We start from the raw sequence: 25,619 nt of genomic DNA on the forward strand, positions 1-25,619 counted from the left end.
TAAACCTCATATAAGTTATACCTAATTAGACTTTATTGTATATCTTATACTTTAAATTATTACAACAGATAATCAAACGATACCTTTAAAATAAGCTTTTCCTGATAACAATTATTCTGTAATACCAAAACATAAAGTATAAGTTATACTTTATGTTTTGGTAATCAATAATAACTTATACTTTTATTGTTGAATGACTTGAAAAAATTAAAGCTTATCAAATGCATCTTTTATTTCTTCTCTCAAATGTTCCTCTTTCGCCACACCTAATTTTTGCGTAATATACGCTTCCGATAAAGTGTCAATAAGTTTTTCAAAGGTAATCCTACCCTGAACTGATTGAAGTTCCTCAACATAGTCTTGTAGTACGTTTAATTTTGACTCCAAAGCAGGAGATATTTTTTTTGGCTTTGTAACTTTAAATCTTTCATCTGTAATTTCTATAGGACGTCCTCGTTTTTTACTTGCTGCTGAAGTAGTCGCCTTTGGTTTCTTATTCATCAAAGAAGAGTGTCCAAATTCGTTTTCTCCTCTAATTGATACAGATTTTTTCTTTTTTATTCCTGGTTGTAAGAGACCAGCATATTCTGTATCAACTTTGGTATCAACATTAAATTCTTTCCTTTCACTCATATTCTTTCCCTCCTAGCTATTCTTCAAATATCTTTCTGCGTGATTCAAGTTCGGCTAGTATTTTTATAAACGGTTCATGTGCCCTATAGTCCCATTGATCATAATTTCCGTTTCGATACTTTTTCAAAGATATTCCTTCTCTTGAATAACGTTTTAGTCGTTTTTGGAAATTAACAATATTCTTAGACACAGCGGATCCATATAAATCTATAGCCTCGCTCAATACACTTTTATCTAAATCATCGTCTGGTTCAAGCATGCATGCAATTATAGAAATCACTTCAAGGTCAATATCGTAGTTGTTAATCATAAATTTTTGGTACCCAACATATTTTCCAATTCCATCCAACGATTCCTCTTGTGTTTGAAAAGCTATTATACTGTAATCAGAGGCCGCCATAGCATTATCTGAATATGCACTAATAGTTGGAGGCACATCAATAAAAATAGTCTCATAATTTTCTTTGATAGGTTCCAATAATTTTTCTAAAACCATGATTTGTTCTTTCTCATCTTCAAAGTTAGCAAGAACATAGTTAGAAAACGATCTAAAACTTGTATCACATGCAATTAAATCTAGATTTTCCATAATCGGCGTTATACAAATTGAAAGGTCTTCTTCGTTGATCCCATCTACTATTGTTTTATCAATATGATCTAAGTCAACAGTTCTTGCTAATATTTGTGAAGCGTTGGCTTGCGGATCAATATCTATTACCAGTGTTTTTTTCTTATTTACTACAGCATTATCAAAAGCTAGCATTGTAACTATCTTGGTTTTTCCTACTCCACCTTTAAAGTTCCCGACTGTATAAGTAGTTGCTGTCATATTTTTACCTACTTTCTTTTATCTTTATTTAAAGTATAACTTATATATTTATTTTAATCAATATTTATTTTATACTTTATATATTGATAAAAAGTATAAGTTATACTGAAAATATTTAATATATCTGCTATATTTCATTTAATAGCAGATCCATACAACAAATACCTTGAATTAATGTTCTGGCTGACGTAAAAATCACTCTGATAAAATTTCAAAATAGTATTTATGGTATAAGTTATACTAAAACAAACGTATATCTTATACTTTATTATTTTATGTATAAGATATACTAAATATATTTAATATATTTGCTATATTTCATTTATTAGCAGATATATACTATAAATACCTTGAATTAATGTTCTGGCTGACGTAAAAAATCATTCTGATAAAATTCTAGAATAACGTTTATGGTATAAGTTATACTAAAACAAATGTATATCTTATACTTTATTATTTTATGTATAAGATATACTATAATTGATTAGCAAATAATTTATGATCCTGTTTTTAATCATTTAATTTCCTTGACTAATAAAACGAACGTATGTTCTAATGTGTATATAAAACGTATCTTTTTTGAAAAGGGGATTTAGCATGGTTATGCATTTTGGCGTAAATCCAAAGTTTGATTACACGAAAGAACCTTCAAGGGATATTCTTTGTATCGACTGTAAATCATTTATGCATCCGTAGAATGTGTAGAAAGAGGGCTAAGTCCTTTAAAGACAAAATTAGTTGTCATGTCCTATCCTTCAGACGATCCTTCTCAGCGAGGAAGTGGGTTGATTCTGGCATCGAGTCCGGCCGCAAAAAAAGCCTATGGAATTTCTAATGTCAGTCGATCACGGGATCTTCCTTTTCCGTATCCGGAAGACCTCGTGATCGCACCACCGAGAATGGCACTGTATATGAGAAAGAATATGGAGATTAACAATATTTACAAGAAATACGCTGACGAACAAAATCATGCAGTATACAGCATCGATGAGAGCTTTGTGGACGTCACAGACTCATTAAAACTGTTCGGTGCAAAGGACGCAAGAGAGCTGGCGAGAATGATTCAAACAGACGTTTATCGACAAACTGGAATCTTCACAACGATCGGGATAGGTGACAATCCGCTCTTGGCCAAGTTCGCACTAGACCTCGAAAGCAAAAAAATGCAGATATGAAAGCAGAATGGCGCTATGAAGACGTTCAGCAAAAGCTTTGGTCTGTAGAAAACATTACAGACGTTTGGGGGATAGGACGTCGGACGGCAATCAGACTGAACCGAATGGGCATATTTACTATGCATGATCTGGCACATGCAAATTACTATCAACTGAAGCAAAATTTTGGTGTCTTAGGTACTCAACTATATGCACACAGCTGGGGCATCGATCGATCATTCTTAGGTCAGAAATACAAAGTAAAATCTAAGTCGATAGGGAACAGTCAGGTCTTAAATCGAGACTATACACGTCGAAAAGAAATAGAAATTGTAATCAAAGAAATGGCCGATCAAGTAGCAACTAGGCTACGCCGTACAGGAGCGAAAGCTGAAGTCATATCTTTGTGGATCGGTTTTTCAATGGGCTATGTCGATCGATCAGGAAGTCGAGGGTTTCACCAGCAAATGAAGGTTGCAGCAACTAATAGCAGCAAGCAAATAGCAAACTACTTACTACAGATATTTGATCATCATTACAAGTACCAGGACATTCGAAATGTGGGAGTAAACTGTTCAAAGCTCGTTTATTCTAATGCTTTACAGCTTGATCTCTTTGAAGATCCGGACGAGCAAGTAAAAGACTTAAAAATCGATTATGTGGTAGATACTATACGCAAAAAATTCGGGTTTAAATCGATCGTTCATGCAAATAGCATAATGGAAGGTGGACGTGCGATCGCTCGTAGCAGCCTTGTCGGAGGGCATGCAGGTGGTATGTCTGGACTTGAAGGTGCTGAAAGTCATGGTAAAGCGTACTAAGAAAACATTTACGGACTATAATCAATACAGAGACCGGCCATTCGGATTGAAATGGGCAACGGCTTACGCCATGGATGATTTGATGAAAGGCGTTTTAGAAAATGAAGCCTGGGCTACGAAAGAAGTTGTTGGTTTGGAGTTAATGAATCGTGAGGAGATCGACACGATACTTTCAGAGTCTTTCCTTTATCATAAACCTATAACGCTGCAATTAAACACTAAAGACGAATTTGGGCGGTTTCTGGATCCTGTTGAAGGACAATTTCTAGGTGAAGCATACGAAGACTATTTTGTACTGAATGAACAACTGATCTATTGGACAGACGTTCGACACATATCTATAAAAAAAGAGGAAAAATGGTTCAAAGTTGACTATTTTCAGGACGGAAAATCTTCTCGCAACAAGCAAAAGAAAAAAGAGAGTAAAATAGAAAAAGAGATTGAGTTAATCAAAAATGAGTATTATCAGGACTTTGCAGACGACGATTGAAGATCATTGTCCATCATTTGACTTTGAAATTGCCTTAGAATGGCTCTCTGACACACGTTTTTTAAACAGATCAGAAAAGGAGAGGGAGAATATGTGTGGAAGATATTTTTTTGATTTATCTTCAGATGAACTAAAAAGCTACTATGATCACGTTGTTTTAAATGCTACAGGTAAACATATTCGTGTTGGTTTTAATGAAATTTTTCCAACTAATTATATAGTAACACTAGGACTTAATCAGGATTCAAGGGTAGTACCAGGAATCACTCAGTGGGGGTTTCAAGGATTTAAGCCCGGTCAACTTATGATCAACGCACGTTCAGAAACAGTAGAAGAAAAGAAGACTTTTTCTACAGCCTTCAGAGAAACTCGCTGCGTCATACCAGTCTCCGGATTCTATGAATGGGATTCCGAAAAACGAAAACTATTGTTTACTGCAGGGGATAATGATGTTTTTTATTTGGGCGGATTTTATCGTGTGCATAAAACAGGTGCAGGTTTTGAAACGGAATCGATTATTATGACGACAAAACCTAACGATTCAGTATCCCCAATACATGATCGTATGCCGATTATTATTCAAAGAGATCATATAAAAGATTGGATCACAGATCTGGATTTCGCACGTAACTATCTTACAGCTGACATGCCAGAATTAAATCGTACTGAAGTAGCAAAATAAAAAGAGCGAATCTTTTATAGATTCGCTCTTTTGTTATTGTTTTGTTTAACTTTACTCAGGATCACTTCAAACGTTTCAAACGTATCGATATCGAGTTGACATAACCAAAGTAAGTACTTCTTTTCCTTAAATGTCCAGTCGATAGTAGGGTAGGAGGATATCAAATTGTTATATCTTGCTTTTTGTTCAGTCGAAGCTAATTGCCAGCGTTTTTCAAATATTTTTTCTTCTTCCATAGCCGATCCCCCAAAAAGAACGTTGCTTGAAAATATAATACTTAGCAACAAATGTTAAATTCTGTAGATATAAGTATAGCACAAGAAACAGATACGAAAAAATTCAGCATGTTCAAAATCTTCCTTCAATCTACTAGCAAAACTCCCTCATGTTTTTTAAATCTTCTTCCCCCCATATAAGCGACTTTTTTTGAAAAAAATACGCCTTATCAAAACTGCTCAATTCATCCTCTTCACCAAAAAATGATGTCCCTAATAGTTCATTTTTGAAAGGGGCACCTCTACCGGTATAATAGGAAAAGTAATATAGAATAACTAACTGCATCTCACTGATATTTGCTCTTAAGAAACTGATGTAATCTCTTTTTAAACCTTTATTTCCTTCTTCATCTACGTTTTGATTGATGTAGTTTAAAATTCTTAAAATCATAGAAAAAAAGGAATCAATCGAAGAGTAGTATCCATTAATTGGATTCTCAATAGCAGCTTTTTTATATGATAATTCTAATAAATTCAAATTGCTAGGATTCGTGTAAGACAACAGTTTCTCTATAGATTCTTCCAAATGTTTTTTTGATTTAGAATCAAAGAACGCAACTCGGGAAACATCTTGTAATTCCTTAATTAGCTTATCTAAATTGTAATAAAACGTATGCGATCTTTCTGCAAACCTTTTGTTTTTAATATTCTGAATCAAATCGTCTTCAATCATATAAACTACTTGTATCTTATGAATTTCTTGCTTTATATTTTCATAGTCTTTTCCAGTTACGTGAAATTCTCTTAAATAGGATAGTTGATTTAGATAATCTTTTCTAATAGCACTTAAACAATCCGCAACATTTTCAGAATATTGTGCTTTTATCGAATTAAATTCAATGTCGAATTCTTTAATCATATTCTCCAAAACCAGAATTAATGATTGACTCGACTCATAAAATTTATCGAGTCCCATTCTTTTTAATTGCACTATACTACTTCTATAAATACTTACCTGTAGTTCTTCAAAATGGTTATTATCCTTCAAGAGTGTGTTCTTTTGATCATTGAACAGCATTAATAAGTTAAAGAAGGTATTATCTACTTGTTCTGATTTTCTAGCCTTCCTCTCTTCTGCTAACTCGTTATCTCTAGCTGTGCTTTCCTGTTTAAAACGTTCTTTTTCGTGGGATAATTGAATCTGAATAGCTATCAAAGCACCAGCAACCCCGATAATAGCGCCAAGATATCCTCCCCAAAAACCTAGCCACCCATCGTCCGATCCTTTATACGTTGTATCCGCATTTATCAACCATTGAACGAATAAAGGGATAAGAATTAAACCAACGACAGCTATACCTACTATCCATATTTCCTTTTTATATTGTTCATAAAAACCTTTTTTATCCGCTTCCATACCATCTCTCCTTTCAATTTTATTTCGATAAAGCCACTTATAAATCTAAACTTTTTACTGCAGTATCTTTATCCTCTTGTGTAATTCCAATATATCGTAACGTTTCACGCTGGGAGGAATGGTTAAGCAGCGATTGAATGATTTCTGTTTTGGTTCCTTGCTTGTAGAGAAAGTAGCCAAACGTTTTTCGCATCGAATGCGGCCCAATGTCTTTTAACCCGATTGCGGTACCAGCATCATGAATGATTCGCCAAAGGCTTTGGCGATTGAGCGGTTCGTTTGTTCCTTTTCGACTTGGAAACAAGTAGTGATCAAATTCCTGCTGAAGGAGCTGCTCCGGAAATTCTTGCTGCACATATTCTAAAATCGTTTTTCGCAATTTATTGGAAATGTACACCGAATTGTGTTTGGCTGTTTTTTGTTCCTTCATTGATAGTCGATCTTTGACAACTATACGGCCACGAGTAATTTCTAACACATCGGCCAGTTTTAATTGCCGCAAATCGGAAATTCGATACGCCGTATTGATCCCGATGGAAAAAAGAACCAAATTTCGTTGGCCATATTTTCCGGAAGCCAAAATTGCTTTCATGGCATCGATCTTTTTTTTGTCTCGAATAGGTTCAACTGTCTTCATTTTCTCTCTTCCTTCTAATAAGACTTAATATCATTATAACATGTAATAAGTCTTATTTAAAACGAGTGAACGAAAAAGGCTCAAAAAGAAACGTGCATTTCTCTTAGAGCCACAATGGATAGCGCCTGTTTCACCAATGAGACACAACCTGCTTGTGTCACTTTCGAACCGGATCTAGTTTAGAAATTGTATTAGAAAAAGCATCTAATATAAATTAGATACTGAAGAAATAAAAAAAGTATTTTGCTATACTTCAAGTGAAAAAAAATCTCTAAGTTTGTATAGTTCAAAAATACCATAAAATATTTAAACTTCCTATACCTGGTTAAGTCAATATCTGTAAATAAAATATGTTTTTTAAAATAATAACTATTCAATATCTTCATGATTTTATTTTATTTATTATTTTATTTGGTATATAATTAATTGTAATTCTAAAAATACTAGGAGGAATAAGAATGAACAGATTTTTTAATAAGATAAGCAATGATAGGGTTGAATCATTTAATAATTTAAAAAAGACCGATTTATTATATGTATATTGCCTAAGTATTCTATATATTCTCTTTGGCATTATATCTATTTTAATAGAAAAGTCTTTTTTTTTCCCTTTTTAATACTAAATATTATTTCTCTAATTTTAACTATTCTTAATTTTATTAAAAATAAAAAAACGGTATATACAATATTATTATTAAATTATTTAGATATGAGCGTAGGAGACTTTTCAATGAAAAGTGAAAAGTTTATTAGTAAGCTTTATAAGATTAAAAGCAATAGATGTAGAGTGAATATTTTTAGAGGAATATCCATATTATTTAGTGCTGTTATTGCAATCATGCAAGTCGTTGTATTACTAAGAACATTTGAATACACGTTTACAGGACGTGAATTCATTGTTAACTGTATACTTAAAATTACAAACGGCGATCTTCTGAAAATTAAATTTTTCTTTATAGCAGCTATTTCTACAATTTTAATCATTAACTTAACGTCATATTTAATTAGAGATTTGAAAAATATTATAATATCGGAAAAAGATTATTTCAAACTCAAAAATATAAAGTCTGCTTAATTTATATAATGAGATAAGGTATCCAGAAATGAGTCCTTTTTCTGAACATTCTTTTTAATAATTTAATCATCCAGATTCTATTACTCAAAATCTAAATTTGCACAATATATTTGATCCCTAAAATAGGTTGAAAACGACAGTCAAAGAAGATTACAGTAAGGTCTACTTTGATGCCTTCTGAATGAATTGCTTTCTCAACTGATTAATTGAGCTGCTGAAAGAGCTATGAAATGAGTAATCAAAAAGTGATCATAAACTTTTAAGTTTTTGTCTCTCTTGTACCTTACCTTGATCATAAAATGCATTGATAAAATATTATTATCATCTATACTTGTTCAATATTAACCAACAACAATCCAATGAAAAAAAACTTTCAACTAATTTTAAAGATAATCATATAATATATTATGTGATAGTTTATAATGAAGTAAATATGTTATTAAGGAGTAATTTTATGGGATTAAAAGAAACAAAAGTCTATAGTATCAATGATTTTTTACAATGGGATAGAAACCAGGAGCTATTCATATCTCCTAAATATCAAAGAAAAGCGGTATGGAATGATCAAGCAAAATCATATCTAATTGATACGATTATAAGAGGGTTACCAATACCGCAAGTATTTGTTCGACAAAAAATTGATACCCAGCTAAGTATGACGACTAGAGAGGTTATTGATGGCCAACAAAGGCTTAGAGCAATTATAGGTTTTTATAAAAATGAATTTCCTATTATGAAAAAGCACAATAAAAAATTTGGCGGCAGGTACTATTATACTTTAGAAGAAGATGAAAAGCTTGAATTCCTTGATTATCAAATACCAGTAGAATTAATAAAATCTCCTGATGATAATGTAATATATGATATGTTTATGAGGGTCAATACAAATAGCATTGTTTTAAATAAACAAGAACTAAGAAATGCAAAATACTGGGGAGATTTGAAAGTTCTTGCATATAATTTATCAAGTAAATGGAGACCTACACTCAAAGAACACTATATTGTTAAAGAAAAAGATATTATAAGAATGTATGATGTAGAGTTTTTATCAAGATTGCTAAGAGTAGTAATCGAAGGTGTTAAAACTGATACACCTAATGCATTAGATAAGTTTTATGAAAATTATGAAACTTTAGAAAATACCGAAGAAATAGAAAATAAATTCAATTATGCACTAAAACAAATAGATATACTATTTTCAAATAGTACTTATTACACACAAACTTTTAATAAACCGAATTATATATTTACACTATTTTCTTTTCTTATAGAAGATGAATATAAGATATTAAGTTTTGAAAGATCATATAATGATGGCTATTATGATCATGATCATTTAAATTTGAAACTAGGTGAATTAGAATCTTTAATTATTAGCAATCCAAAGGATCCATTTGTTAGCGAATTCGTGGAATTGCATAGTGTAAGAACAACTTCAGAATCAGGAAGAACCAGAAGAATTAATATGCTTGCCAATTATATTTATCATGGAAGGCTTGACGACGAAGATGAGTAAAAAAAGAACTGAGATAATTAATGAAATAAGCAAATGGCAGACTAAAGTAGCAGCAGACACAGGTTTTTTAGAAATAGCATTTTTTAAAATATTTGTGAAATTTGAAAATTTTATCACTGATGTTATATTTGATTATGCTACTAAAGCTGCTGTAAATGAGTCTAAAGTTAAACTGAGAATAGAATTTTCTGATAGAGATCATTTTAAAAAGGTTACCGGACTTAAATATCTAGATACGGGAGCCAAGACAAAAGAATTGGTAGATCAAATATTTACAAACAGCAATAACATTTCTGTTTTTTTTAGTAGTGAAGATTCTCAATTTTTTGAAGAAATGAAATTACTAAGAAACTATATTGCACATGAAAGTGAAGAATCTAAACGTAAATATTTAAATAAAACTTTAAATACTTATTCAGGTTTTATGGAACCTAATGATTTTTTAAAATCAAAAAAAAGAGGAGAATCGGATAGCATATACACCAAATTTGTTTACATGGTTTTAAAATATTCAGAGCTGATAGATTATGATTAGCCAGTTAATTTTTAAAGCAGCCAAATATAAATACGCTGTTATTATTGTTTAAAAGAGATTTCATATTGATTCTGAGATCTCTTAATAATTTGTAAAGTATTTTATTTGTCTTTTCTCTTAAAATCTATTAGAGCAACATAGCATTAAGGCATGTTTTTTCTATTTGCTAACCTGATTAGTAGGAATATAAGTCTTATTTTGAGAGGTAATAAAGATGATAATAAAATTTAGACTAATTGAACAGTCATATTCAGGCAAATATCAAGAGGCAATTTTTGACGTAGAGAGTAATCGAATTCAGCTGATTGGACTTATGTTGAATTCATAAAACATTTGTTTTCAGAATGAATAAATTGTATGTACTCTTTTTTTGATAAATACCAGCAGAATAACATTTCCGAGCTATTTTATTCATTTAAATAGCTCTTTTTTTTCACACTCTCGTAAACGAAGGTTTTTGATAAAAATGAAATTGTCTTTTTGACAAGTTTTACTGTATCATCGTTTGAAAAAAACAGTAAATCAACATTTGCACTATTACATGAAGAATCCTAAAAAAGCCTATCATAACAACGTTTTACTGGATACTAATTTTTAAATTAAAATATAAATATACAAACATAATTAGTTTTGTTTAATAGCAATTAAAAAAATGATCAAAAACTTTTAAGTTCCTGACCCTTTCTGTTGGGATCCTCGATATTTAATGTTAGTAGAGAAAGATACATTTGAAATTTAGTCGTAACCAGTTAGGATATATCTCCTTCTATCTTTTTTATAAACAGGTGTCAGTAAAAAATCTACAAATTCTCCACCAACACTAAATATTATAGAACCCCATAATACAAATGCTATTGCATTTTATTTCAAAAACGAGCTTACCATCGTTTGGATTCTGATAACCATGTAATCGAAAACATCATAGAGGAGCATCGTTGCTATTAAAGTATTTTTTCTTTCAATTATAAGATTAGAAAAATATTCCGCTTGTTGCTTAGTCTTTAAAGATCTGATTGAGTGATTCGACAATTTTTTTACAACCGCTTCTCCATTCAAAGTAAGTAATCTCAATCGTTTCCCTCTTTTTAATCCTCAATTCGATTACTTTCTTTATCGATCAAATAGACCATATTCGGAAGTAAAATACAACCGGATATGGGGTAATAAACAAAAAAAGCGGATTTTTTATAGATTCGCTCTTTTGTCGTTGCAATTTTTTTATCAGTTAAATTTTTTAGTTGTTTTATTCTTTTTTACATAATCATATATAATTTTTACAATTAAAGAAATAATTAAGACTATATAAAAAATATTTCGGTACAAACTTTGATCATATTTTAGAAATACTAAAGCTAAAATAAAAACAACGACTAAAACTATATGGTAAATTTTAAATTTAGAAATTTTCATGATAGCTCACCCTCTTTTTTATTGCCATTCAAATCCCCATGGTATTGAAGTCCCACTAAAGGTCATGCCAGGTACGAAAATGGTAGATACGTTAAATACAAAACCTCCAGGAACATTTGATAAAGCGACACCTCCTAAAGCAACTGCTAAATCAATTAGATTTGATTTAATGAAAACTCCTCCAATTGAAATTCCAGTAGAAAGATTATTTGCTGCGCTTTTTGAAATCCAGATTCTCGTGCCCCACCAGTAACCTTTAATTGCTGTTTTTTACTTGTTTATATGCTCTAAGATAGGCGCTATTACCAGTCTTTTCGATCGTTACAGTTTTTTCATTAACATCAACATACAATTTTTCAGTTTTTGAATCAACCTGTAAGCTTTCAACCATACTGTTTGCATCGTTAATTTTTTCAACCAGTAATGCATATTCGTTAGAAGAAAGTTCGGTAGATGCTGTTTCGGATATGCTATAAAAACCATCTTCGCTAAACAAAACATATTTGTCTAACTTGTTAATTTGGTCATTTGTTATTTCTTCATTTTGAACATTGGATGCTTCTGTTGCACTCACTTGGACGGGAGGGAATACGATAGTAAGCATCATCATACTGCAGAATAATGTAACTAAATATTTAAAGTTCTTTTCACGTAAAGCGTTCGAAAAATTGTTCATATTTTACTCTCTTTTGAAATTAAGACCAATTAAGTTCAAACATAAAATCTGGGACATCAATCAACGAAATTCTCATATTATTAATTATACAACCAATTATTACCAATTTCGGGGAACATCAAAAATACTTAATCCCACAGAAAAGGAGGGCCATGCTTTTTATAAGGTATTTGGCTTTTATCATTTTAAATCAAATTGTATATTTAAAGCGTACCCTAAATACACATTGATATTATGTTGAAAAATCTAGCGTTCTGACGTATGATTAGGGTGTATTTTAAATACTTAAGAAAAGTAGGAAATAAATTTGAAAATTGCTTATATTCGAGTTTCATCCATCGATCAAAATGAACAACGCCAAATTGAAGAAATGGAAAAGTTTGGCGCTGAAAAAATTTTTATAGAAAAGCAATCTGGAGCAACTATCAGTCATCGGCCAATTTTTCAGGAAGCTTTAGATTTTGTCAGAGAGCAAGATATTTTTATTGTAGAAGCCATTGATCGACTTGGACGAAATTATGACGAAATTATCGATTCAGTTAATTATCTAAAGAAGAAGAATGTGCGACTTATTATCACCAGTTTACCAATCATGGCTGAAGCAATCGGAAATCCTCTCCTGGATAAATTCATCAAAGACTTAATCATTCAAATCTTAGCCATGATTGCCGAACAAGAGCGTACTGAATCTAAACGACGCCAGACACAAGGAATTAAGATTGCTAAAGCAAACGGCGTCTATAAAGGTCGTCCTAAGTTATACAGTGCAGAAACAAAAGATCCTCAGCGACGCCTTGTTTATAAAAGCATCGTTCAGGATCTGGAGAATGGAGTTGCTATCTCAAAGATTGCAAAAGACTATAATGTGACTAGGCAAACAGTTTACCGAATAAAAAAAGAAATGGATCAACTAATTGTATGATTTCTTTTTTAAATCACGTAATTATGAATAGCTTTGTTATCAAGATAGCCAATCAAGTAAAATTCATCTAGCTAAGTTGATTATATTTATGATAACGAGAAATTAGTTGACATAAATATAATCAACACAATAATCATGCTGATTTAAAGCTATTTACCACCGATAACTTTGTATAATGTATCTTATGTAAACTAAAATAATTATGTATTCTTAAAAATAATGAACATAATTAAAATTGACCTATTGTGACACTTGCGTGGGATCACTTACTAGTAATCAATCTAGTGCACGAACTTTTAATATGTTAAAATTAGTAGTCGCCTATCCGACAGTCTTGCGACTGGAGGGAGGTGTTTTCATGATTCAATTCTTCATTTGCCCCCTTCTTGTCGGCTTACTAGTAGCCCTCTTCGAGTATTGGCTGAATAATCGAGACAAGAAGTAAAGCAACGAAGGCGACATCAGCCCACAAAATGAAACCCCAGAGAATCCGACCTCTCTGGGGTTTCGTGGTGTTTTCATGTCCAATAATTCATTTGCATGTATATTTTAACATGTAATTTCAAGGAAATCAATGAAGACAGGTATTGGAAAGAGCGCTGCCTGAAACTTCAATAACGGGCAGCGCAACTCTAAATATACAAATTTAAGTATATCATAATAAAAAAATATGAAAAAATTTGAAGGTAGTGAAGATTCTACCGTCGTTTGCTTTACTTTTATTCTTAATAAGTTTTGTAATAATTACTCGACACGGTAGTTCGTTAGCTACGCAGCCACTGATCGTTGCATAGTTTCTGACATTGTTCTTATGATTCAGTAACTCTTATTCCGTTTGACTCCTAATAGTTCATGGGCGAAGCGCGTCCGTCTAAAATAGTTGTTTCTATCGTTTGAACCTCATTGACAATTTTTGGAGAATCTTACCATCCCTTTTCAGCAGTTAAATGTAAAATTCTTTAATAGCTACGCTTATTTTTCATCCAGAATGATAACCTCCCAAATTTTTCCTTCTATCTATATAGCATCATTTTGTGCTTCACGTGATTGAGCTAGTTGAGCAAAATCAATTAAAGATTCAATCGACAATCCAGCATTTCGCAAGTTTTTTGCTAGATAAATCCAATTTAAATCATTGGTAGTATAATCTCGGTAGCCGCTCTCGTGGCGGTGAACGGGTGGTATCTCGCCAACACGCTCATAATAGCTTAGTGTATCCACACTTAAATCAAACATTTCAGCTGCTTTTTTATATTCATCGAATCTCCTCCTCATTCTTCTTATTTATAATAAACCATGGAGTTAACTCTAGAGAAACCAGAAGCCTCTTGTCTCTATGCTAATACTACACTAAATACCTCCTCACATTCCGTAGACTATTAAAATATTAAGCAATAGATAAAATCAGTTAAATGCAACTTCTCATATTCTAATGTTTATTAAGTAAGAATAATGTTAAAATAAAAAAACGAAGAGTATTCGGCGCAGTCCAGAAAAACTTCCCCAAGTTTTCTGTGCCGGTACTCTTCTTAGATTAATGCATGTTGCTTAATCAGCCTACGCTATATATTTCTTTTTTGCAAGTAATTACGATGTAGAAGCAATGCTTAGGAATCCCTTACGTTTTTTCTATTTTTACTTTTGACTTCTTTTAAGTGCTATACTGGATAAGTACCATGAAAGTAGGTGTTCAAATATGAATACTAATTTTTATCCAGTGGAAGTTTTTAGTTCGGACTACCGTTTATATTCATCAAAAGCAAAAACAAATTTGTATGATTTTCAATCGAGACCACCTTTGATCACGTCATTTGCTGTGCTAAATTTGAAAGAGTTGCGCAATATTCAACTCAAATTATTTATTTACGATATTGATATCGAAAAATTTTCTACTTTAGAGGAAGCTAAATCTAGATGTAACTCTCTTATGTATAAATAATTTAACTAGCTGATCATAGCTAGTTTTTTTGTATATCTGTATCTAATGAACTAAATGTTCATCCTTAATCTGCTTAATAAAAAGAAATATTTATCGCTAAACTTATGGTGGCGGATTTAGAAGTTTATAGATTAGCGAATGACACAGAAATATCTGCCATCTGCTATGGGTGAATCAGATAAAATATATTTCTGGATGGTTCCTTTGAAGAGTTTTTCTCCTTCACAGCAACTTTTTAAAGAAGTATACATTTTTTCAGAACCATCCAGATAATAAACATTGATTCCCTGAATCTGATTATAATTAATCGGAGAACGTCGTGTACAAGAAAGTTGATCTCCTAGATATTTCACTTCATTAACAATCATTGGGTCATTAAGCCAATTTTTGTTAAGTGTCAATTTTACGATTAACTGATGAATAGCTTCTTTTTGCATTTTATTCCTCCACTCAAACCAATCGTCTATCCAGTTTACATATACATAGTACGTGATTAAAAAACTCAATCTATTCTTCATTGATTTCAGTTACTCATTAAATTTTTATAATTTATAACTGTTCTTTCCGTAGTATTCGTCACTTCTGAATTTGAAAGGGTTACAACTGCCGAATTGCTGAGTAGCTTTATAATTGTTCCAGCTGCTTGTTTTTTTCTATATCGAAATATGACCTGTTGATCTATATGAAAAGCTTGGCCTTCTATTGAAAGTTGTTGTGGTTTCCATTGTGAAAAACTCATTCTTACCCCTCCTTTGAAGTATGAAAAAACCGCCTCACACATGTTGAGACGGGTTAAAAGGCACTTTTATGCTTTATAGATATTAGCAGCTTGCAAACCGCGTTGACCTTCTTCAGTATCAAAAGTAACTGCTTGACCTTCATCTAAAGATTTAAATCCATCCGCTTGAATCGCTGAAAAATGAGCAAAGACATCTTGACCATCTTCTCCTGTAATGAACCCAAAACCTTTATCTGAATTAAACCATTTTACTGTACCTTTATTCATACTATTTCCTCCTTGTGCATCATTACGAATGCGTTTTGTTGCAATAATTGTTTGATAAGCAAAAGGAGAGTATAAATTTATGTATAGCACTCTTAATACGTTTCAAAGTTTATCACTACAAGTAGTATACCACACAAACTCTTTAGTTGCAACTTTACATAAAAATATTATTTTTTTATAAACTTATCACTCACTATACACTATTTTATTTTTAATGTGCTATACTATCTATATAGAATTTCGCTATGAACGTTATCGTTACCTTTCGTCACTATTTGAGAGAGGAGAATGTATTATGACATTCACTAACAAAACAATTGATTATCGTGTTACTTTGGACACTAACTTAAACTTGTTTATTGTTTTTTCTAAAAATGATGAAACCAAAGTGGCAACCGGTACTACAATCGAAAATGCAGTACATGAATTAGAAAAACTAGCATAAGGAGTGAAACTCTCTAATGGCCAAGCTCTTTTCATATTAAAGGCAGCTACTTGTAAGAATGAGTAGCTGTCTTATTCATTTTTTGTGTGCTAATTTGCTAAAAATGATCTCCATTGTTTCAAGTGTATCGATATCCATCTGACACAACCAGAGAAATACCTTCTTTTCCTCCTCCGTCCAAGTAGTTTTTGGATAGGCGGAAAGAAGTTTCAGATATTTTACACGTTGGATACTAGATGACAATAGCCAGTGCTGTTCAAAACTCTCACTTTCTTCCATATCATCCCTCCAAAATGGTATTACCTACAGTTAGACATAGCAAATGCAAGTAACTTTTAACTAAAAAATATCACAAACTAGCAAGCCAATCATCACAGATTAAAAATTGCTTTTTTTATGTTAATAAAGCAGTACATCTATTTATTGTCTCCTATTCTTAGATCCAGCTTCAGCTCGATTTTAAAATAGAGCAAAATCCTATAATTTCTGATCCGTTAAAATCAATATTGTAGAATTCATAATCATTTTTTATCAAGCAATCATTTATTTAAAAACCATTCACATAAGTAATAATTAACTTTTCGAAACCTAAGACTTTAAGGAATATTATTTTATTCTATAGTGGTTTTCCGATAATGCTTCCACATAATATCTTAATAACTTGTAATCTTTTTCATCAATACTTTTTATTATTATTTTATTTCCAAATAACGATCTGTGTGAACTTTTTAAAAGTCTGTGATGTATCTGATTTACAATCAAATACTCTACTTCTTCGTCCTTCAAGTTAGGATCAGTAATCTTTTCTAAATCCCGATGAATATAATTATATTCTAAGTGAGACGCGTCATTAATAACTCGTTTAAATTCTTCTTTCTCAACTTTCAGGAAAATCACGTCCTTCCCTTAATAAAAAACTCAGCGAAAAGAGAGATTAACTAACCACTTCTGCTATTTAAAAATACATATTACGTAATCAAATAAATTTCAATTCAACATCAGATATCTTTACAATAGTATGTTACCCCTTACCTACAAAAAAATCTATTGTTTTTATACATAAATACCCTAACATTCTTATGCAAAACTCTTATCAATAGATCATCTAATCTAAATCATAAAAATAGACCTAATAGAATTCCCCCTAAAATGAAGAATGCAGAGTTAATTTTGTATTTAAGAATACCTAATAGACTAATAAAAAAAATTAAAATGAAATACCATTCAACAAATATATTTTGTCCTAATTGGATGGTAACATTAGCCATCAATGCTAATGCTGCCGCATTTATACCAATTAACATTTTGGAAAATGTATTGGATTGTTTAAGCTTGGAAAATAGTGGTGCTAATATAAGAACCAGTAGAAACGATGGTAAAAAAATCCCTACTGTAGCTACCAAAGCACCTGGGATACCGAAAAGTAAATATCCAATAAAAGTTGCTGTAGTAAATACAGGCCCAGGAGTAAATTCGCCTACAGATATGGCATCTATCATTTGAACTTGGGTCAATACTTGTAACTTATCAACAAATTCTGATTGGATAAACGCAAGTAATACATAGCCACTACCATATAAAAGTAAACCTATTTTCAGGAAAGTTAAAAATAAAATTGAGAGACTAAATGGCTCTATGACATAATTTTTAAAATTCCAATCTTTTTTTATTAATAGTAAGAGTATTGCGGCAACTATTAACACAGTGAGTTCCGAAGCACCAAAAACAACCAAAAGCAGAGACAGGCAAAAAACAATAAATGTAGACATATCTTTTATAGCTGTTTTAAAAAGCTTTATTAGAGCTGCTACAATAATTGCTACAATGACAGGCTTTATATACTCCAGAATTGTTTGAACTCTAGGAAGGTCTCCATATAATTTATAAAAGTGCCCTATAATCATTACAATGACCATTGCTGGTAAAATAAATGAAATACCTGCTAAAAATAATCCCCATTTTCCAGCACGCCGATGACCTAATATAATTGCCATCTCTGTAGAGTTTGGACCAGGAATCAAGTTAGTAAATCCTAATAAATCTAGAAACTCTTCCTTAGACATCCATTGCCTTTTATCCACGACTTCTTCTTCCATCATAGCGATATGAGCAGCTGGTCCACCAAAAGCAAAGAACCCAAGTTTTGAGAACACTTTAACAATCTCGATGTATTTATTTTCTTCCATAAGCCCTCCAATAGCATGAGAAATATTAAGTTATGTGCATGATTTGTTATATCAATGACCGGTTTCAGTTTATTAGATCTTTACTTTCCAATAAATAGTTTAGAAAAGGACGCAAAGAGAAAAATAGAACTTTCTCTTTGCGTCCTTTGATGAAACCTTCTGAAAAATGATAAATATATTATCATTACAGTAGATTTACTCACCTATAAATATAAAAGCAACATATAAAAAGAAGACTTCCCCAATCTGCTTTCCCCGCTACTCTTTTAATGAGACACACTAGAAAATTTTAGAACAATTATTTATATATAGCAAGTAAAATGCCCTTGTTAAACAATACTATTTTAATGAACCGTCCAAGAGATCTTGATCAAGCCAAAATCATGTTTAATTGCATAATAAATCAAGAATAAACAACAAGTGTGTTTCTACCTCTTTTTTTTGCAGCATACAGCGCTTGATCAGCCTGATTGATGAGTTCATATACATCTAAAGAAGAATCATACTTAGAAATGCCAGCAGAAAAATAAAGCGTAATCTTTCTTTCCCCTCCAATATTCAACTTATTTTTTAATAAGAATGCCTGAAATCTTAATATAGTCTTTTGAACAGACTTTAATGTACTGTCTTTGAAAATAACTAAAAATTCTTCGCCTCCATATCTATAAACCTCTACTTGATCTTGGTGTGCTTCACTAAGAAAAGTTGTTATTTTTTTTGAAAAGAATATTAAAGCACGATTTCCTGTAATGTGTCCATAGTGATCATTAATTCTTTTAAAATGATCTAAATCCATCATAACAAAAATAAGCTTTTCCTTTTCAACCTCTGTCATACTATCTACGTCTTGATTTAAGCTTCTAATATTTTTAACTTTCGTCAATTCATCGTAGTTTCTCCCAATAAGTTTTCTATTTATATCTTTTAAGAATTATTTTTGAGTACTTAGATAGTATTGCCAAGAAATACAAATAATTATAGACCCTATAAACAAAGATAGATATTCCCAAAAAGTAAGTTTATATTCAAAAAAGAGCATAGAATTCAATCCAGCCATCATTAGAGTAATTAAAACAAAAAATATATAAAACGGTATCTGTATTTTATATTTATAAAAGCTTTTTTTAATTACGAAACTAAAAGTGAATGCCAGTATACTTAGAACTAGAATACTAAGTAATGTCTTGATATCAATAATACTTATTACGATAGTCTGATAAACACCATCATTAGAGCCAATAAAAGAAAATAATTTTTCATTTTGAATGAGTTAAAGTATAAGATAAATAAAGGTAATGTATATTCATAATAAACATACCCCACATTATTTATCGAAAAGGTTAGGGAGCGTCAATAATTTTGTGTAAATGATTCTTCCCTACTGCAGATTGTTTCTAATTCTCAATCAGTTGGCTTAGCATTTGTTCAAGTTCGCCTTCGGCCTGTTGAAAGCCTTTATGACTGCGACCTAGGAATTTTTGGTTGTAAGTATCAAAAGACGAGACTAAGAAACGTTCCATCGACTCTTCGTTTTGGAACTGTTCCTTGCGGTGGCTGTATTTCTTGATTTGCTTATTAAAGGATTCAATCAAGTTCGTAGAATAAATACTCTTGCGTATGGCCAAGGGGAAATCATAGAAAGTGAGCAAGTGATCGTTCGAAAGAATCGATTCAACCACTTTTGGATAGCTGGTTTTCCATTTTTTCGCAAAAGCACCACGTGCTTCCAACGCCACCTCTTTAGATGAGGCTTGATACACCATTTTAAAATCATCACAGACTTCCTTACGATTATTGACACGCACTTTGTGACTGATATTACGGGAAACGTGTACACAACAATGTTGAAAACGAGCTTTGGGATAGAACCGACTAATCGCTCCTACCATCCCCTTTAAGCCATCCGTGATGAACAGGAGGACATTTTTCAAACCGTGCTCTTGAAGGTCCAATAAAATTTCCTCCCAAATCGTGATGGATTCAGTCGGTGCAATCGCATAGCTCAATACTTCCTTTGATCCGTCCGGGCGAATGCCAACTGCGATATGAATAGCTTCCTTGGCGACGGTTTTCCGCTTTAACGGAATATACGTTGCGTCCATATAAATAGCAGCATAACGGTCATGAAGCTCCCGCCCTTTAAACGCCGTTACCTCTTCTGTAAATGATTTTGTTATATTGGACATGGTTTGGGGCGTGTAGTGATGCCCATACATTTTCTCAATCAAGTCTGCGATTTCCGACATGGTAATACCTTTTCGGAAGAGGTGAATGACGGTCTCCTCTAACGTGTCATTCGTCCGTCTATAAGCAGGAACAGTCTGTTGCTTGAACTCGCCATTGCGGTCGCGCGGAATCTGGAGATGAAGTTCCCCATACTCGGTCTTGACCGTACGGTCATAGGAGCCGTTACGAGAATTACCCGTGTTAAAACCAATGCGATCATACTTTTCGTAATCTAGGAAAGCCGTTAACTCCGTTTTGAGAAGCGTATTGACTGCTTTCTCCAAATGGACACGGAATAATTCATTCAAATCGCCTTTGTTCGCTAGAGTCTTTAGAATTTCTGTAGTAAAATCGTTCATAGGGAAGTCCTCTCTTCTGTGAATGTGTTGTGGTAACTCTATTCTACAGAAGGGATTTCCTTTTTTCTATTTACACAAAATATTTTACACTCTCAAAAGTTATGATAAAATACATTTGCGATACAAATAATATTAAACCAATAATTATTTTAAAAGAATATCGTAAATGGAGTTTCTTAAAATTTTTTACAAATAAATCATAGGAAATAAGTAAGCTAATTACTATAATTGAATACAATATTACATAAAGCAAATGTAAAAGTCCCATAGACATTTCTCCATTTCTTTTTTACTGTATACCAAGACTATAAGTATGAGATTTTACCTTTTCATTCCAACTATATAAATTTATTTTGCATATCTTTTTGTTTCTCTTATTTTATCTAGAATAAAACTTGTTTGACTATAATCAGTTAGTTCACGTATTACTTTTTTCACCGTACGATCAACTGCGCAAATACCAAACATATCAGAATAGAAGTCAGTTATTGATTTGATTGGACTAAACAATTTTTCTGATAATTCAGTTTTTTTTGAGTAATTCATTTCTAAGTACCCTTTGTCTACTAGCCGATCAATAACTAAATAAGCTGTATTCAGCTTAAATTCTGGGTATTTTTTTACAAAGTTACGTTTTGTTATCCCTCCCTCGCATTCATATAATGAAATCAAAACTCGGTATTCAATTTTAGTTAAATCTACCATCTTCAATTTCACCTCTAGTAGTCCATAATATATAAAAAAATGAAGCTTGAAAAAAATACAAATGTTACATCAAACCTCAAAATAAGTTTCTTCCTAATTATTCCAATATTTGTAATTCTATCATAATTTTTGTATCGTTTCACAAACTTCTTGATAGTTTTTATTTCCTCCGGATAAATTATAAACTTGTTTAAATCCTTTGTTCAGTAAAATATTTTGTGCTGCATTTCCAGTAACGCCTTTATTACAATAAGTTACTGTCACACATTCTTTATCCAATTCCTCATATCGATCTCTTAACTCAGCTAAAGGTATGTGAATTGCTCCCTCAACTTTCGAAGTTTCAAACTGTTTTCTTGATCTGGTATCAATAATTTGTAATTTCTCGCCGCTATCAATTCTTCTCAATAGCTCTATAGGGGTCATTAACGGGGTATCATTATTTATATCGTTGTTCAAAGCCATCCCAGTATAATGAATGGGATCTTTTGTTGTAGAAAAAGGTGGAGCATATGCTAAATCCAAGTGAAATAAATCTTCAGCAGCTGCGCCAAATGAAATAGCAGTAGCAAGCACATCGATCCGCTTATCTACCCCATCATAACCTATGATTTGAGCCCCAAGTATCTTCCCATTTTCTTTATTTGCAATTGCTTTGATCACCATTTCTTTACCATTCATATAGTCCGGCTTATTAGGTTTAATATTATATAAAGTAGTAATAGCTATATTATTTGCTAAAGCATCTTTTTCTGTGAGACCAGTTTGAGCAATTGTTAAATCAAAGAATCGTAAAATACCAGTTCCTAAGATTCCCTTGTGTCGTAGATTGCCACCTGTAATAACATCTCCTGCGATCCTTCCCATTTTATTGGCTGTTGAAGCTAAAGGTCGATAAATTGGTCGCCTAGTTATGCGATCAAAACTTTCTGCAACATCACCTACAGCATAAACATTTGGAAAATTGGTTTCTAACTTATCGTTTACTTCTATAGCTCCGGTAATTCCTAATTTAATTCCCATGGATTTTGCTAATGCGGTGTTCGGCTTTACTCCGGTAGCTAATACAAAAATATCTGCCGAAAAGATAGTTCCTTTAGCCGTTTCAATAGACTTCAGACTACCATCACCGTTAACTTTTCTGACGGTTTCTTCAGGGAAAAAGGCAGTGTTTTTCCTTTTCATTTCATTAATGATTCTTGAAGACATGTCCCAGTCTAAATGGGACATGGGATATTTACTTCGTTGAAGTAACGAGACCTCAAGACCTAGTCTCTGTAACTGCTCGGCCATTTCTAAACCAATATATCCAGCACCAATGACAACTGCTTTTTTTGGCTCGTTTTCATCTACAAACTTCTTGATACTTTTCCCACTCGAAATATTTTTCACCTGAAAAACATTCTCAAAATGTCTATTAACAAATATTTCTGGGGTATTATAAACCGATCCTGTGGCCAACACTAAAACATCAAAATTATTGGTAAATGATTTTTTTGTAATTAGATTGATTCCGTGCACCAATTTTTTATCATAGTCAACCTGAGTTATTTCATGAGAGGTATGAATATCTACGTCGTACCTTTTTTTAAACCATTCAGCATTACGAGGCGTCAGTTCATCAAAGTTTTCCACTTCTCCCCCCACTGCATATGGAATCCCACAAACTGCGTAAGACACATCCATATCTTTATCATACAAAACAATCTCTGCATCTTCCGTATTTCTTCTTGCTTTTGCAGCGACACTTGTTCCAGCAGCGACAGATCCAATAATGATGATTTTCATTTCTCCACACCTATCCTTTATACGTTCTTGATTTCACTCAAAGATTCCGGATTTATGAACCAGTCTTTTGTTTTATTAGAAACCTTAACTAAAAGTAACATAACTGGCACTTCCACAAGTACGCCTACGACTGTTGCTAAAGTTGCTCCCGACTGTAATCCAAAAAGTGATATTGATACCGCTACTGCCAACTCAAAAAAGTTACTTGCTCCTATCATTCCAGCAGGAGAAGCAATATTATGTGGCAACTTCCAAAATCTTGCCCAACTATAAGCAATTGTAAATATTAAAATCGTTTGAATCGTTAAAGGAATTGCAATCAATAAAATATGCAATGGATTAGCAATGATTCTTTCACCTTGGAAGGAGAAGATAATGATCAGAGTTAGTAATAAACCAATAATCGTCACTGAATCAAATTTCTTCAAGAAGACATTTTCAAAATAGGTTAAACCTCTTTTTTTTATGATCAACACTCGAGTAATGAAGCCTAAAAACAATGGAACAACTACAAAAAGAACAGTAGACAGTAATAAAGTAGCTAAGGGGACACTTACATTATCAACACCTAACAAGAAAGCAACAATAGGTGCAAATAATACTAGGATAATTAAATCGTTGATTGCGACTTGAACCAAAGTATAGGCAGAGTCACCTTTTGTTAGGTAGCTCCACACAAAAACCATCGCTGTACATGGTGCTGCTCCTAGAATAACTGCACCAGCGACGTATTCTTTTGCTAGTTCTATTGGAATCAATTGTTGGAAAATCACATAAAAAAAGAGTGCTGAAATGCCATACATCGTAAACGGTTTAATAAGCCAATTAGTAACGCACGTGATAACTAATCCCTTAGGTTTTTTAGCAGCACGAACAATACTGGTAAAATCAATTTTTAACATCATAGGATAAATCATCAACCATATCAAAATAGCCGTTGGAATTGAGACCTGAAAATACTCAAATTGACTTAATGTATCAGGAATAGCTGGAGCAAACTGTCCAATCAATACTCCGATTATCATACACAAGATTACCCATAGAGTTAAATACTTTTCAAAAAAGCCTAACCCTTCAGCTTTACCTTTTGATTTCATTTTTACTTTCCTCCTACTTAGATCCTTCTTTTACTTTGCATACACAGTTGTCTTCATTATTTACAAGTAATTGTTGAATAGATTCCATAAATTCTACAACAAATTCTTCCCTCAATGAATAATGGTGCCATTGCCCTTTTTTACTTACACAAACGACACCCGCTTTTTCAAGTACTTTCATATGATGAGAAAGTGTAGGCTGCGTAAAATCAAAATATTCAAGTAAATCACATGCACACAAACTACCGCAAGAAAGCACATCTACTATTTTCATACGATTTGGATCCGCTAGAGATTTTAATACTAATGAAAGAGATTCATAATTCATTCTTCGACCCTCCTTATATAGATGGTTGTCTATATATGTAATATAGACAATCATCTATATAAGGTCAAGTTGTTTACTCATAATTTCTAAGTAAATAGGAATTAATAGCATAGTTAGTACTCTCACTATAGGTTAATTTAGCATAGAAGAACTGTTAAAGAATATTCTATCTTGAACTCTTTTATAGTTATAGCAATCAAAGAGAGCTCATAAACCCTTAAGTTTTTGACCACATCCAAGATTTGTCCTAATACTCATAAACCTAAATTTTAATTGAACAATGATTTAGCTACGAGTTTATGAACACAAAAATAGAGTGATACACATAAATTACAGTATCTAAAAAGAGTGTCCAGAAATTAGTCATTTTCTGAACACTCTTACTCAAAATAACTCATTATGAATTTTTTATGATTCGAGAAAGCTTTTTGCACAATCTACATGGACACTATTAATGATTTAAAAATCTGTTTAAAGGAGTGTCCAACAGAGTATACTCTGCTGGCCTTTGAATCCCCTAACTAAACG

The 25,619-nt window shown here is 32.2% G+C and carries 26 protein-coding genes and 2 pseudogenes; 10 read left to right on the forward strand and 18 right to left on the reverse strand.

Annotated features, from left to right (window positions below):
* Nucleotides 1-207: 207 nt before the first annotated feature.
* A complete protein-coding gene (locus A5878_RS17175; protein WP_002337540.1) occupies nucleotides 208-633 on the reverse strand; it encodes a hypothetical protein in 426 nt (141 codons plus the stop codon).
* A gap of 16 nt (nucleotides 634-649) precedes the next feature.
* The gene (locus tag A5878_RS17180) at nucleotides 650-1,462 is read right to left on the reverse strand and encodes a ParA family protein (protein WP_002337541.1); all 813 of its coding nucleotides are present in this window, start codon (nucleotides 1,460-1,462) and stop codon (nucleotides 650-652) included.
* Between the two features lie 597 nt (nucleotides 1,463-2,059).
* Between A5878_RS17180 and A5878_RS17185 the strand changes: the two are divergent.
* The 3 genes and pseudogenes from A5878_RS17185 to A5878_RS17195 all read left to right on the forward strand — a co-directional run bounded on the left by A5878_RS17185 (nucleotide 2,060) and on the right by A5878_RS17195 (nucleotide 4,609).
* Nucleotides 2,060-3,437, forward strand: a pseudogene (locus A5878_RS17185) (Y-family DNA polymerase).
* Nucleotides 3,421-3,927, forward strand: a complete 507-nt coding sequence (locus tag A5878_RS17190) for a hypothetical protein (RefSeq protein WP_086295835.1) — start codon at nucleotides 3,421-3,423, stop codon at nucleotides 3,925-3,927. Before A5878_RS17185 ends, A5878_RS17190 begins: the two are co-directional and overlap by 17 nt.
* Nucleotides 3,928-4,018: 91 nt before the next feature.
* On the forward strand, nucleotides 4,019-4,609 hold the full coding sequence (locus A5878_RS17195) for an SOS response-associated peptidase (protein WP_086295836.1): 591 nt from the start codon (nucleotides 4,019-4,021) through the stop codon (nucleotides 4,607-4,609).
* A gap of 14 nt (nucleotides 4,610-4,623) precedes the next feature.
* Here the strand turns inward: A5878_RS17195 and A5878_RS17200 are convergent, their stop codons facing one another.
* From A5878_RS17200 to A5878_RS17210, 3 genes are all read right to left on the reverse strand, one after another.
* Nucleotides 4,624-4,845, reverse strand: coding sequence for a hypothetical protein (locus A5878_RS17200; RefSeq protein ID WP_086295837.1), 222 nt, complete (start codon nucleotides 4,843-4,845; stop codon nucleotides 4,624-4,626).
* 133 nt (nucleotides 4,846-4,978) lie between these two features.
* Nucleotides 4,979-6,241: a putative phage abortive infection protein gene (locus A5878_RS17205; protein ID WP_086295838.1), complete on the reverse strand. Its 1,263-nt coding sequence runs from the start codon at nucleotides 6,239-6,241 to the stop codon at nucleotides 4,979-4,981.
* A gap of 37 nt (nucleotides 6,242-6,278) precedes the next feature.
* Complete coding sequence (locus A5878_RS17210; RefSeq protein WP_086295839.1) at nucleotides 6,279-6,878, reverse strand: tyrosine-type recombinase/integrase; 600 nt, start codon at nucleotides 6,876-6,878, stop codon at nucleotides 6,279-6,281.
* A gap of 730 nt (nucleotides 6,879-7,608) precedes the next feature.
* On the opposite strand from A5878_RS17210, the gene A5878_RS17215 reads away from it, so the two are divergent.
* The 4 genes from A5878_RS17215 to A5878_RS17605 all read left to right on the forward strand — a co-directional run bounded on the left by A5878_RS17215 (nucleotide 7,609) and on the right by A5878_RS17605 (nucleotide 11,667).
* Complete coding sequence (locus A5878_RS17215) at nucleotides 7,609-7,953, forward strand: hypothetical protein (RefSeq protein ID WP_086295840.1); 345 nt, start codon at nucleotides 7,609-7,611, stop codon at nucleotides 7,951-7,953.
* 454 nt (nucleotides 7,954-8,407) lie between these two features.
* A complete protein-coding gene (locus tag A5878_RS17220; protein WP_179190664.1) occupies nucleotides 8,408-9,469 on the forward strand; it encodes a DUF262 domain-containing protein in 1,062 nt (353 codons plus the stop codon).
* Nucleotides 9,462-10,004, forward strand: a complete 543-nt coding sequence (locus tag A5878_RS17225; RefSeq protein ID WP_086295842.1) for a hypothetical protein — start codon at nucleotides 9,462-9,464, stop codon at nucleotides 10,002-10,004. Before A5878_RS17220 ends, A5878_RS17225 begins: the two co-directional genes overlap by 8 nt.
* Before the next feature lie 1,489 nt (nucleotides 10,005-11,493).
* Nucleotides 11,494-11,667 (forward strand): hypothetical protein, encoded by a 174-nt coding sequence (locus tag A5878_RS17605; protein ID WP_179190665.1) that lies wholly within the window; start codon nucleotides 11,494-11,496, stop codon nucleotides 11,665-11,667.
* 3 nt (nucleotides 11,668-11,670) lie between these two features.
* Here A5878_RS17605 and A5878_RS17245 read toward each other — a convergent pair whose 3' ends face one another.
* Complete coding sequence (locus A5878_RS17245) at nucleotides 11,671-12,090, reverse strand: hypothetical protein (RefSeq protein WP_086295846.1); 420 nt, start codon at nucleotides 12,088-12,090, stop codon at nucleotides 11,671-11,673.
* A 307-nt stretch (nucleotides 12,091-12,397) separates the two neighbouring features.
* Between A5878_RS17245 and A5878_RS17250 the strand changes: the two genes are divergently transcribed.
* On the forward strand, nucleotides 12,398-13,012 hold the full coding sequence (locus tag A5878_RS17250; protein WP_086295847.1) for a recombinase family protein: 615 nt from the start codon (nucleotides 12,398-12,400) through the stop codon (nucleotides 13,010-13,012).
* A 358-nt stretch (nucleotides 13,013-13,370) separates the two neighbouring features.
* A complete protein-coding gene (locus A5878_RS17430; RefSeq protein WP_124018491.1) occupies nucleotides 13,371-13,457 on the forward strand; it encodes a type I toxin-antitoxin system Fst family toxin in 87 nt (28 codons plus the stop codon).
* A 584-nt stretch (nucleotides 13,458-14,041) separates the two neighbouring features.
* Here A5878_RS17430 and A5878_RS17260 read toward each other — a convergent pair.
* From A5878_RS17260 to A5878_RS17280, 4 genes and pseudogenes are all read right to left on the reverse strand, one after another.
* A pseudogene (locus tag A5878_RS17260) lies at nucleotides 14,042-14,287 on the reverse strand (MerR family transcriptional regulator); the annotation flags it as partial.
* 795 nt (nucleotides 14,288-15,082) lie between these two features.
* A complete protein-coding gene (locus A5878_RS17270; RefSeq protein ID WP_034879067.1) occupies nucleotides 15,083-15,388 on the reverse strand; it encodes a hypothetical protein in 306 nt (101 codons plus the stop codon).
* An 86-nt stretch (nucleotides 15,389-15,474) separates the two neighbouring features.
* On the reverse strand, nucleotides 15,475-15,690 hold the full coding sequence (locus A5878_RS17275) for a hypothetical protein (protein WP_010748155.1): 216 nt from the start codon (nucleotides 15,688-15,690) through the stop codon (nucleotides 15,475-15,477).
* Nucleotides 15,691-15,756: 66 nt separating this feature from the next.
* The gene (locus tag A5878_RS17280) at nucleotides 15,757-15,957 is read right to left on the reverse strand and encodes a cold-shock protein (protein WP_005237682.1); all 201 of its coding nucleotides are present in this window, start codon (nucleotides 15,955-15,957) and stop codon (nucleotides 15,757-15,759) included.
* A 295-nt stretch (nucleotides 15,958-16,252) separates the two neighbouring features.
* On the opposite strand from A5878_RS17280, the gene A5878_RS17610 reads away from it, so the two are divergent.
* On the forward strand, nucleotides 16,253-16,402 hold the full coding sequence (locus A5878_RS17610) for a hypothetical protein (RefSeq protein WP_005237684.1): 150 nt from the start codon (nucleotides 16,253-16,255) through the stop codon (nucleotides 16,400-16,402).
* A gap of 75 nt (nucleotides 16,403-16,477) precedes the next feature.
* Here the strand turns inward: A5878_RS17610 and A5878_RS17285 are convergent, their stop codons facing one another.
* From A5878_RS17285 to A5878_RS17330, 8 genes are all read right to left on the reverse strand, one after another.
* On the reverse strand, nucleotides 16,478-16,681 hold the full coding sequence (locus tag A5878_RS17285) for a hypothetical protein (protein WP_005225249.1): 204 nt from the start codon (nucleotides 16,679-16,681) through the stop codon (nucleotides 16,478-16,480).
* Between the two features lie 836 nt (nucleotides 16,682-17,517).
* On the reverse strand, nucleotides 17,518-18,588 hold the full coding sequence (locus tag A5878_RS17295) for a chromate transporter (RefSeq protein WP_086295849.1): 1,071 nt from the start codon (nucleotides 18,586-18,588) through the stop codon (nucleotides 17,518-17,520).
* A 403-nt stretch (nucleotides 18,589-18,991) separates the two neighbouring features.
* On the reverse strand, nucleotides 18,992-19,471 hold the full coding sequence (locus A5878_RS17300) for a GGDEF domain-containing protein (RefSeq protein WP_010748153.1): 480 nt from the start codon (nucleotides 19,469-19,471) through the stop codon (nucleotides 18,992-18,994).
* 511 nt (nucleotides 19,472-19,982) lie between these two features.
* Nucleotides 19,983-21,173, reverse strand: a complete 1,191-nt coding sequence (locus tag A5878_RS17305; protein WP_086295850.1) for an IS256-like element ISLgar5 family transposase — start codon at nucleotides 21,171-21,173, stop codon at nucleotides 19,983-19,985.
* 348 nt (nucleotides 21,174-21,521) lie between these two features.
* Nucleotides 21,522-21,878, reverse strand: a complete 357-nt coding sequence (locus A5878_RS17315; protein WP_010748150.1) for a hypothetical protein — start codon at nucleotides 21,876-21,878, stop codon at nucleotides 21,522-21,524.
* Between the two features lie 120 nt (nucleotides 21,879-21,998).
* Nucleotides 21,999-23,666, reverse strand: a complete 1,668-nt coding sequence (locus A5878_RS17320) for an FAD-dependent oxidoreductase (protein WP_086295851.1) — start codon at nucleotides 23,664-23,666, stop codon at nucleotides 21,999-22,001.
* Nucleotides 23,667-23,683: 17 nt separating this feature from the next.
* Complete coding sequence (gene arsB, locus A5878_RS17325) at nucleotides 23,684-24,763, reverse strand: ACR3 family arsenite efflux transporter (protein WP_005237696.1); 1,080 nt, start codon at nucleotides 24,761-24,763, stop codon at nucleotides 23,684-23,686.
* Nucleotides 24,764-24,776: 13 nt separating this feature from the next.
* Nucleotides 24,777-25,091 carry a helix-turn-helix transcriptional regulator gene (locus A5878_RS17330; protein ID WP_010748148.1) on the reverse strand — a complete coding sequence of 105 codons (315 nt, stop codon included), beginning with the start codon at nucleotides 25,089-25,091 and terminating at the stop codon, nucleotides 24,777-24,779.
* Nucleotides 25,092-25,619: the final 528 nt, after the last annotated feature.

The sequence above is a fragment of the Enterococcus sp. 3G6_DIV0642 genome, assembly GCF_002140635.1.
GTDB classification, from domain to species: Bacteria; Bacillota; Bacilli; order Lactobacillales; family Enterococcaceae; genus Enterococcus_D; species Enterococcus_D casseliflavus.